Below are 9605 nucleotides of genomic sequence, written 5' to 3'. Positions count from 1 at the left end.
CCCTGCGCCCCCCCCCCCCCCCCCCCCCCGCCCCCCCCCCCCCCCCCCCCCCCCCCACCGCGCCCCCCCCCGGCCGCCCCCCCCGGCCCCGTCACTCTTCCGTTTACTGGCAGAACTGCGACCACGAGAAGAGGCAGTCGTAGCCCAGCTCGGCCAGGTTGCCCGGAGGCGGCGAGCCGCCCTTGACGACGGGAACCGCGATGTCCGAACCGCGGACCTCGCCCTGCGCGTTCACCGAGCCGATGTCAGAGGCCCTGGTCTCGCCCTGACCGCCCGGCGCGCGCACGCCGCCCTCGACCGCGGGACCCTGCGACGGGGCCGCCGGGTCAGCTGCGAGTTCGTCGGCGTAGGCGGTGCCGGCGCCGAGGCTCAGCAGAGCCGCCGTCGCCGCGACCGCACCGAAACCGGCGATCCTCAGTTTCCTACTGGGGTGTTTGGCCACCGCCATTCCCTTCTCTCAACCGCGAGATATATGCCGTACAAGCAGCGTGTTTCTGCGTGTGCATAACGTACCAGTAAATGCCCATCCGTGCTTGCCCGACCTGGGTCGTTGCAGAGCGCGAAACACCTTCGGGCTCAGTTCATATTCCATGGTTCGCCGTAGGTGGTGACGCTGTCGCCGGCGCCGGAGATCAGGCGCGCGTACGGACGCAGAAGAACGCCTCCCGCGGCCCCCGTGACGGTGCCGTGGGCGTTGGAGACCGCCACCGCTCCGTGGGGCCCCTTGACGTCGACCGAGAAGGTCGCGACTTCCTGGATGCCGGGGCCGTTGCCCAGGTCGGCACTGATCGACACACCGGGGAACAGCGGCGGGGTGGTGATGCCGGGGAACGGGTCGATCACGCCCGGCGAGATGAAGTCTTGGGCGTCCAGGGCGATGTTCGGGGTGGTGTAGCTGAAGTTGATGCCCACCCCCAGCGACCACGGGAAGCCGACCTGGTAGCCCAGCTCCAGCACGCCCTCGAACCCGTCGGCGCCGTCTCCGGCGACGTTGTACACGGCCTTGCCGGAGTGGAACCACTCACGGGTCAGACGGTTGCGATCGAGCGGGAAGACACCGTTGAGGAACGTGTCCCACTGCTGGATCGTCAGGGTCCGGCCCTGACCATCCACCAGGCTCAGCTCATTGTCCAGGCCAGCGTGCGAGGTGCCGGCCCCCACGAACAGGGTGGCGAACGCGGCGAGAACCGCCACCAGCACCCGACTGATTACCTTCATGTTCTCCCGCTCTCTGTGGTGGTTTCTCATGGAGACTTAAGAAGACTCAGACCGGGCCTGCAACGTCAGCACGGAAACTCCCATGAATCACACAGGCCGATTGCAGGAACGGGCTCCATGCTGACGGATATGTCAGGGTTTCATCATTCGCACAACCAGAACGGCCCCCCGCGCCGTGCGCGGAGGGCCGTCCTGGAGTGACCTGAGTCAGGTCAGTTCATGTTCCACGGCTCGCCGTAGGTGGTGACGCTGTCGCCGGAGCCCGAGATCAGGCGGGCGTACGGACGCAGCAGCACACCGCCGGCGGCACCGGTCACGGTGCCATGGGCGTTGGAGACCGCCACGGCGCCGTTGGCACCGGAGACGTCGACCGAGAAGGTCGCGACTTCCTGGATACCGGGGCCGTTGCCCAGGTCAGCGCTGATCGACACACCCGGGAACAGCGGCGGGGTGGTGATGCCGGGGAAGACGTCGATGAAGTCAGGACCGACGAAATCCTGGGCGTCCAGGGCGATGTTCGGGGTGGTGTAGCTGAAGTTGATGCCCACACCCAGCGACCACGGGAAGCCGACCTGGTAGCCCAGCTCCAGCACACCCTCGAAGTCGTCGGCACCCTCGCCGGTCACCGCGTACACGGCCTTGCCGGAGTGGAACCACTCACGGGTCAGACGGTTGCGGTCCAGCGGAAACACACCGTTGAGGAACGTGTCCCACTGCTGGATCGTCAGGGTCCGGCCCTGACCGTCGACCAGGCTCAGCTCATTGTCCAAGCCGGCGTTTGACGTGCCCGTTCCCACAAACAGAGTGGCGAACGCGGCGAGAACCGCCACCAAAACACGACTGATTACCTTCAATGTTGTCCCCACTCCTTGAGTTGTCTCACCAAAAACTCTCGTAAGTTTTCTCATGGAAACTTAAGAAGTAGTGCCCACTCCCGCAACTCGAGTCGCAAAGATTTAACAAACGCACAGAGTGATCCTCACGGCTTTCATACCAAAAGCGGCCCCCGACGCAGTGCGCCGGGGGCCGCTCTGGAGTGACCTGAGTCAGGTCAGTTCATGTTCCACGGCTCGCCGTAGGTGGTGACGCTGTCGCCGGCGCCGGAGATCAGGCGGGCGTAGGGACGCAGCAGCACACCGCCGGCGGCACCGGTCACGGTGCCATGGGCGTTGGAGACCGCCACGGCGCCGTTGGCACCGGAGACGTCGACCGAGAAGGTCGCGACTTCCTGGATACCGGGGCCGTTGCCCAGGTCAGCGCTGATCGACACACCCGGGAAGAACGGCGGGGTGGTGATGCCGGGGAAGACGTCGATGAAGTCAGGACCAATGAAGTCCTGGCCGTCCAGGGCGATGTTCGGCGTGGTGTAGCTGAAGTTGATGCCCACACCCAGCGACCACGGGAAGCCGACCTGGTAGCCCAGCTCCAGCACACCCTCGAAGTCGTCGGCACCCTCACCGGTCACCGCGTACACGGCCTTGCCGGAGTGGAACCACTCACGGGTCAGACGGTTGCGGTCCAGCGGGAACACACCGTTGAGGAACGTGTCCCACTGCTGGATCGTCAGGGTGCGGCCCTGACCGTCGACCAGGCTCAGCTCATTGTCCAGCCCAGCGTGCGAGGTGCCCGTTCCCACGAACAGGGTGGCGAACGCGGCGAGAACCGCCACCAGCACCCGACTGATTACCTTCATGTTCTCCCTAGCTGTGTCTGCGGTGATCCGGGGGGCTCACCGAACGGGGGGTTGCATAAGGGACATCCAGATGAGAACCCTCACATGGAACCCTTATTTTTCGCTCATCGTTTGCGACACGAGGAACATAACGGCGCTTACTCAGGTGGGCAACGCACAGGATTTCCGCCGAAAACCCTGGCGGGACCTGTCAGAAGTTTGCTAACGCAAGAGTATGGCTTGACGCGGCCCGGCCGCGGCCGTGGTGTTCCCCCAGGCGGGCACGGGCAGGCCCGCCAGCAACGTCCATTCAGGACCACTGGCCGTACCAGCCCAAACAGCGGGCCAACAGGTGCGATCGATCAGCCGTGGTGAGGCGGAACGTTGTCCCGCAGCCACTGATCCCGGTCCCGCGCATCGCGTCCGGCGTCAGGATCGCGCTCATCGCTCGACTCCTGCGGAATTTCTGTACCGAAGATCTTGTTAACTGAATCCCGGTCCCTCGGTGCCGCTCCCGCCACAACGCCTCCCGTAGTGTGATGGAGATAACATAAACCGACATTTCCCCTGTTCACGAAGTCGTAACTTCCGTTACGGAACGGGGTCCGCTCACCAGCATGGAATAACGAACGGGCACCGCGCCGAGTTCGGCTCACGGTGCCCGTAACTGCTTCGACCGCTGTCGAGGTGCGTGCTAGATCTCCAGGCTCGACAGTTGCCCGATGACCTGTGCGGCCAGGGGGTTGAGGGTGGCCATCCCGTCGCGCACCGCGGCGCGGGAGCCCGCCAGGTTGACCACCAGGGTGCTCCCTGAGATCCCGGCGAGCCCGCGGGACAGTCCGGCGTCGGTGATGCCGGCCGACAGGCCGGACCCACGCAGCGCTTCGGCGATCCCGAGCAGTTCCCGGTCCAAGATGTCCGTCGTGGCCTCAGGTGTGACGTCACGCGGTGTGACACCGGTCCCGCCGACCGAGACGACGAGGTCAACACCGCCGATGACGGCGGTGTTGAGCGCATTCCGGATCTCCACCTCGTCGGCGGCGACCACGACCACGCCGTCGACCACGAAACCGGCTTCGTTCAGCAGTTCCGTCACCAACGGACCGCTGTGGTCCTCTTCCCCATGCGCCGTACGGTCGTCGACCACGACCACAAGCGCCCTACCCACCAGCTCCACAGGCTGTTCCATGGATGCCACCGTATATCCGGAGCGGGACAACGGTGTCACCGCCGTCAGAGTGGCAGGGGGAACTTCGATGGTCACTGCTTGGCCTTACCCAACGTCACCTGCAGCGAAACCGGTTCGCCCGAATCCCCGACGTATGTCAGCGTGATGGTGTCGCCGGGCGCCCTGGAGCGCACCGCGGCCACCAGGGCGTCCGCGCTGGCGATCACGCGATCGTCGACCTTGGTGACGACGACACCGCTGGGCAGGCCCGCGCCGGCGGCCGCGCCGCCCGGCGTCACCTCGACAATCTTGGCGCCGTTGGAGCTGGTGTCATTGCTGACCTGCACGCCGAGGGAGGCGTGCGACGCCTTTCCGGTGGCGATCAACTCGTCGGCGATCCGCTTGGCCTGATCCACCGGAATCGCGAAACCGAGGCCGATCGACCCGCCCTTGGGGCCGTCCTGCGAGTCGCCGCCCAGGGTCGCGATGGCGGAGTTGATGCCGACCAGTTCACCGTTCATGTTCACCAGCGCACCGCCCGAGTTGCCGGGGTTGATGGCAGCGTCGGTCTGGATGGCGTCGAGCACCGTGTTCTGGTTGCCCGCATCACCGGCCGTGGAGACCGGGCGGTTGAGCGCGCTGACGATCCCCGTCGTCACAGTGCCCTCGAGCCCCAGCGGGGACCCGATCGCGACGACGTTCTGCCCGACGCGCAGATCCGCCGACGACCCGAGCGTGATCGGGGTCAGGCCGGACACCCCCTCGGCCCGCACGACCGCGATGTCACTGGCGGGATCGGTGCCCACGACGGTGAAGGGCGCCGTGCGTCCGTCGGCGAACGTCACCGTGGTGGTGGGCTTGGCGCCGCGCGGGCTGGGCGCGTCCGGCTCGACGGGCGAGCCGCCGCCACCGGGCACGGGACCGCCCGCGGCCGCGGAGACCACGTGGTTGTTGGTCAGGATGAGGCCGTCCGACGTCAGGATGATGCCGGAACCCTCCTCGTTGGCCCGGCCCAGATCAGTCTCGAGCTTGACCACGCTGGGCACCACCTTGGTGGCGACCTGTTCGATCGATCCCGCGGGCACGTTGGCCGCGGGCATGCTCGGCGCGGGGCCGTTGGCGGAGGAGACGCTCGACGGCGCCTGCGGATCCGGTTCGACGAGCAACGCCACCGCGCCGCCGACGCCGGCCGAGACCACCGCGATCGCCAGCGCACCGGCAGCCAACCCGACTGTGCGGGAACGCTTTCCGGGCTTGACCGGACGCGGCTGCTGGAGAGGCTGCTGGGGACCCGTTCGATAGGGATCGTAGGGCGGACGGGGCTGCTGGCCGGTCTGCTGCGTGGCGTACCGCCAGTCGTAGCCCTGCTGGTACTGCCCCGGATACGCCTGCGGTGCATGCGGATTGGCCCCAGTCGGCTGACCCTGCGGGCCGTGCTGCGGCGGAACGTACCTCGGCTGGTTCGTCATGGATTCGCTTGTGTCCTTCGCTTGGGAGGCTCAGTCTGGCCAGTCGGCCCGTTGGCATCTACCTTGCCTGCATCGACTGAGAATCGACTGAGACAACGCTCTGCGGTGGCGGTGACTTCTCCCCATTGTTGCTGAAAGCCACCGGTACGTCCGGATTCGACACGGGTGGCAGGGGCCGACCCGGCAGCAGAACGAAGATCGACGTACCCGGCGGCTGACCGCCCGGCACGGTGTCCTCGACGCGCAACGCACCACCATGTTTGAGCACAACGTGTTTGACGATGGCCAGACCGAGACCCGACCCCGGCATCGCACGCGCGGCCGTCGACCGATAGAACCGCTCGAACACCAGCCTGCGCTCCTCGGGCGGGATTCCGGGTCCGAGATCGGACACCACCAGCTCGGCATTCGTCGGATCCAGTTGGGTGAGCCGAAGCCCCACCCGGCCCCCTGAAGGGCTCCACTTGGCCGCATTGTCGAGCAGGTTGAGCACCGCGCGCGACAGCCCGGTGGCGTCGCCGTAGACCTGCCACGGGGTCACGTCGACATCGAACTCGATGTCGTTGCGGCGTCGCCGGACCCGCTCGAGGCTGCGGTCGATGACCTCCACCATGTCGACGGGCTCGTGTACGACACCGCCCGCATCGTCGCGGGTGAGGTCCACCAGATCGCCCACCAGCGTGGACAACTCCTCGATCTGGCCGATCACGTCGGATCGCAGCTCGGCCATCTCGCTCTCGGGGATCGGCGGGGCACCCGGTTTGTGCGCGGCCATCAACAGTTCGACGTTGGTCCGCAACGACGTCAGCGGCGTCCGAAGCTCATGGCCGGCGTCGGCGACCAGCCGCGCCTGACGCTCACGTGATTCGGTGAGCGCGCGAAGCATGGTGTTGAACGCCTCCGTGAGACGCGCGAGCTCGTCGCTGCCGAACACCGGGATGGGACGCAGGTCATCGGTGCGCGCGACGCGTTCGGCGGCCTGCGTGAGCCGGGCCACCGGCCGCAGCCCGGTCCGGATCACGATCCCGCCCGCCACGGCGGCCACCCCGACACCGACGCCGCCCACCACCAGCAGCACCCAGCGCAGTTTCGTCATCACCGCATCGGTGGGAGCCAGGCTCTTCGAGATCAGCAGCGTGCTGTCGTTGGGCAGGTGCACCGCCAGGACGCGCTGGTCGTCGGCTGTACGGCGCGACATGAACAGCTCGCCCCGGATCACCGCCTTCTCGGTGTTGCCGATCGGCAGGGTCTGCCCCTCCTGGTTGGCCGTGTAGATGGACTTCCCGGGGTTGATCAGCATCGCATTGACATCGGAGTACGCCGTGCCCTCGATGGCCTTGGCGGGGTCGGCCGCCAGGGAGCCGCTGGCGATCAGCAGCTGGGCCCGGCTCTGCAGCTGGTTGTCGATGTCGTCGTAGAGGGCCGCCGACACCACCGCGTAGACCGCGACGGCCATCAAGACCACCACCATCGCCACCATGGACATCGCGAGGAGCATCACGCGCCAGCGCAACGACAGCGACGGCGTGGCCTGCGGCGGGGGGTTCTCCGGCGATTTCCGCCGGCGGAACAGACCCATCACGGCCTCACGGCGGCGTCTCACGCAGCACGTAACCCACACCGCGGACGGTGTGGATCAACCGTGGCTCCCCCTCCGCCTCGGTCTTGCGCCGCAGATAACCGACATACACCTCGAGTGCGTTTCCGGAGGTCGGGAAGTCGAAACCCCAGACCTCCTCAAGGATGCGACTGCGACTCAGGACACGCCGCGGATTTGCGATCAACATCTCCAGCAGCGCGAACTCGGTGCGCGTGAGGCTGATGTGCCGCGTGCCACGGGTGACATCGCGGGTGACGGGATCGAGGGTGAGGTCTGCGAAGGTCAGCGTCTCCGAATCGGCCTGATCGTCGAGCGTCGTGCGCCGAAGCAGGGCACGCATCCGGGCGAGCAGTTCCTCCAGCGCGAACGGCTTGGGGAGGTAGTCATCAGCGCCGGCGTCCAGCCCCGCGACCCGCTCGGACACCGAGTCCCGCGCAGTGAGCACCAGAATGGGCAGGTCATCACCTGTACTGCGCAGCTGCCGACACACTTCCAGGCCGTCCAGGCGCGGCATCATCACGTCCAGGATGACCGCGTCGGGGCGTTCCTCCGAGATGGTGGTCAGCGCCTCGACGCCGTCCTCCGCAAGAGAAACCGAGTAACCGTTGAAGGTGAGGGACCTGCGCAGTGATTCGCGCACAGCGCGATCGTCATCGACGACAAGAATCCGCACGGCCACCAGTGTTATCCCACCGCCTGAGACCAGACTGAGAGGCGCGCCGAGCGGCGTTCAAGCAGGGTCAGCGCTTGTCGAGGTCAACCAGGCCCAGGCGAGCGGCCTTGAGCAGACGGCGCGGCACCTTGTGCTGCTGGCCTGCGACGGTCACGTTGACCAGACCGGTGGCCTCGGCCTTCCACTGTGCGCGACGGCTACGGGTGTTCGCACGCGACATTCTGCGCTTCGGCACGGCCATGACGTGCATCTCCTTCGGTTGGTCCCCAAAAATTCGGGACAAGTTCAGTCGGTCGCGCGGACATCAGCGGCGACAATTGCAGTTCAGGATAGCCGGTGGGCTGCGGGCTCCCCAAATTCAGCGGGCAGGGTGAGCGGAACCCCGTGTCAACCCTTGACTCGGAACCGGCGGTACCCGGTAACCTACCGACTGGTTGGGGGGCCAGGATCGGAGGGCGCGGGTGACGGATGCGGTTCGCATCGGCAACTGCTCGGGGTTCTATGGCGACCGGCTTTCGGCCATGCGCGAGATGCTCACCGACGGTGACCTCGACTATCTGACCGGCGACTACCTGGCCGAGCTGACCATGCTCATCCTCGGCCGCGACCGGATGAAGAACCCGGATGGCGGCTACGCCAAAACCTTCCTGCGCCAGCTCGAGGAGTGCCTCGGACTGGCCAAGGACACCGGTGTGCGCATCGTCACCAACGCGGGCGGCCTCAATCCCGCCGGTCTGGCCAGCGCGGTCCGCACCCTGGCGGCCCGCCTGGGCATCGAGACCTCGGTCGCGCACGTCGAGGGTGACGACCTGGCGCCCCGCGCCGCCGACCTCGGGTTGGGCTCGCCCCTGACCGCCAACGCCTACCTCGGCGCGTGGGGAATCGTCGAGTGCCTGAACGCCGGCGCCGACATCGTGGTCACCGGCCGGGTCACCGACGCGTCGGTGATCGTCGGCCCGGCCGCCGCGCACTTCGGCTGGCGACCCGATGACTACGACCGCCTCGCGGGCGCCGTGATCGCGGGCCACGTCATCGAATGCGGCGTCCAGGCCTGCGGCGGCAACTACGCGTTCTTCACCGAACTCGGCGACCTGACCCACCCGGGGTTCCCGTTGGCCGAGATCGCCGCCGACGGGTCGTCGGTCATCACCAAGCACGACGGCACCGGTGGTGCCGTCACGGTCGGGACCGTGACAAGCCAACTGCTCTACGAGGTGACCGGCGGCCGTTATGCCAACCCCGATGTGACCGCGCGGCTCGACAGCGTGACCCTGCGCGACGACGGCCCCGACCGCGTCGCGATCAGCGCCGCGAAGGGCGAACCCCCTCCCCCGACGCTGAAGGTGTCCCTCAACGGCATCGGCGGGTTCCGCAACTCGATCAGCTTCGTGCTGACGGGACTGGACATCGAGGCCAAGGCCGAGTTGGTCAAGCGCCAACTCGACGCCGCGCTGACGGTGCGTCCCGCGCAGATGGAGTGGACCCTGGCGCGCACCGACCACCCCGACGCCGACACCGAGGAGACCGCGAGCGCGCTGCTGCACTGCACGGTGCGCGATCCCGACCCCGCCAAGGTGGGCCGCGGATTCACCAGCGCCGGAATCGAACTCGCACTCGCCAGCTATCCGGGTTTCCACGTCACCGCACCACCGGGCGACGGATCGGTGTACGGCGTGTTCACCGCGGGATACGTCGACGCCGCCGAGGTGCCGCACGTCGCGGTGCTCGACGACGGCACACGCATCGCCATCCCAGCCGCCCCCCAGACGCAGGCCCTCACACCCGTCGAGGAGCCCGCCCTGCCG

At 67.3% G+C, this 9605-nt stretch carries 11 protein-coding genes; 1 reads left to right on the top strand and 10 read right to left on the bottom strand.

Going from position 1 to position 9605, the window contains the following annotated elements:
- Positions 1-103: 103 nt before the first annotated feature.
- The 10 genes from A5727_RS07190 to rpmF form a co-directional block, all read right to left on the bottom strand.
- Positions 104-442, bottom strand: coding sequence for a hypothetical protein (locus A5727_RS07190; RefSeq protein ID WP_157521269.1), 339 nt, complete (start codon positions 440-442; stop codon positions 104-106).
- A gap of 134 nt (positions 443-576) precedes the next feature.
- Entirely contained in the window at positions 577-1218 is a 642-nt protein-coding gene (mspA, locus tag A5727_RS07185; protein ID WP_068246820.1) for a porin MspA, read from the bottom strand.
- A 212-nt stretch (positions 1219-1430) separates the two neighbouring features.
- The gene (gene mspA, locus A5727_RS07180) at positions 1431-2072 is read right to left on the bottom strand and encodes a porin MspA (RefSeq protein WP_068246815.1); all 642 of its coding nucleotides are present in this window, start codon (positions 2070-2072) and stop codon (positions 1431-1433) included.
- A gap of 197 nt (positions 2073-2269) precedes the next feature.
- Positions 2270-2911, bottom strand: coding sequence for a porin MspA (gene mspA, locus A5727_RS07175; protein WP_068246812.1), 642 nt, complete (start codon positions 2909-2911; stop codon positions 2270-2272).
- Positions 2912-3200: 289 nt separating this feature from the next.
- Complete coding sequence (locus A5727_RS28350) at positions 3201-3335, bottom strand: hypothetical protein (protein WP_286150030.1); 135 nt, start codon at positions 3333-3335, stop codon at positions 3201-3203.
- Between the two features lie 249 nt (positions 3336-3584).
- The gene (locus tag A5727_RS07170) at positions 3585-4079 is read right to left on the bottom strand and encodes a MogA/MoaB family molybdenum cofactor biosynthesis protein (RefSeq protein WP_068246809.1); all 495 of its coding nucleotides are present in this window, start codon (positions 4077-4079) and stop codon (positions 3585-3587) included.
- 71 nt (positions 4080-4150) lie between these two features.
- Complete coding sequence (locus A5727_RS07165; RefSeq protein ID WP_068246805.1) at positions 4151-5527, bottom strand: S1C family serine protease; 1377 nt, start codon at positions 5525-5527, stop codon at positions 4151-4153.
- Between the two features lie 58 nt (positions 5528-5585).
- On the bottom strand, positions 5586-7106 hold the full coding sequence (locus A5727_RS07160; RefSeq protein ID WP_082949649.1) for a HAMP domain-containing sensor histidine kinase: 1521 nt from the start codon (positions 7104-7106) through the stop codon (positions 5586-5588).
- Positions 7107-7113: 7 nt separating this feature from the next.
- Positions 7114-7800, bottom strand: a complete 687-nt coding sequence (locus tag A5727_RS07155; RefSeq protein WP_068246828.1) for a response regulator transcription factor — start codon at positions 7798-7800, stop codon at positions 7114-7116.
- 67 nt (positions 7801-7867) lie between these two features.
- Positions 7868-8041, bottom strand: coding sequence for a 50S ribosomal protein L32 (gene rpmF / locus A5727_RS07150; protein WP_068246826.1), 174 nt, complete (start codon positions 8039-8041; stop codon positions 7868-7870).
- A gap of 220 nt (positions 8042-8261) precedes the next feature.
- On the opposite strand from rpmF, the gene A5727_RS07145 reads away from it, so the two are divergent.
- Positions 8262-9605, top strand: a 1344-nt coding sequence (locus A5727_RS07145) for an acyclic terpene utilization AtuA family protein (protein WP_068246801.1), incomplete at its 3' end; no start/stop codon positions are given.

It is taken from the genome of Mycobacterium sp. ACS4331 (genome assembly GCF_001667265.1).
Lineage (GTDB): Bacteria > Actinomycetota > Actinomycetes > Mycobacteriales > Mycobacteriaceae > Mycobacterium.
The sequence above is the reverse complement of the archived record's forward strand: the minus strand, read 5'-3'. Positions and strand labels throughout refer to the sequence as shown.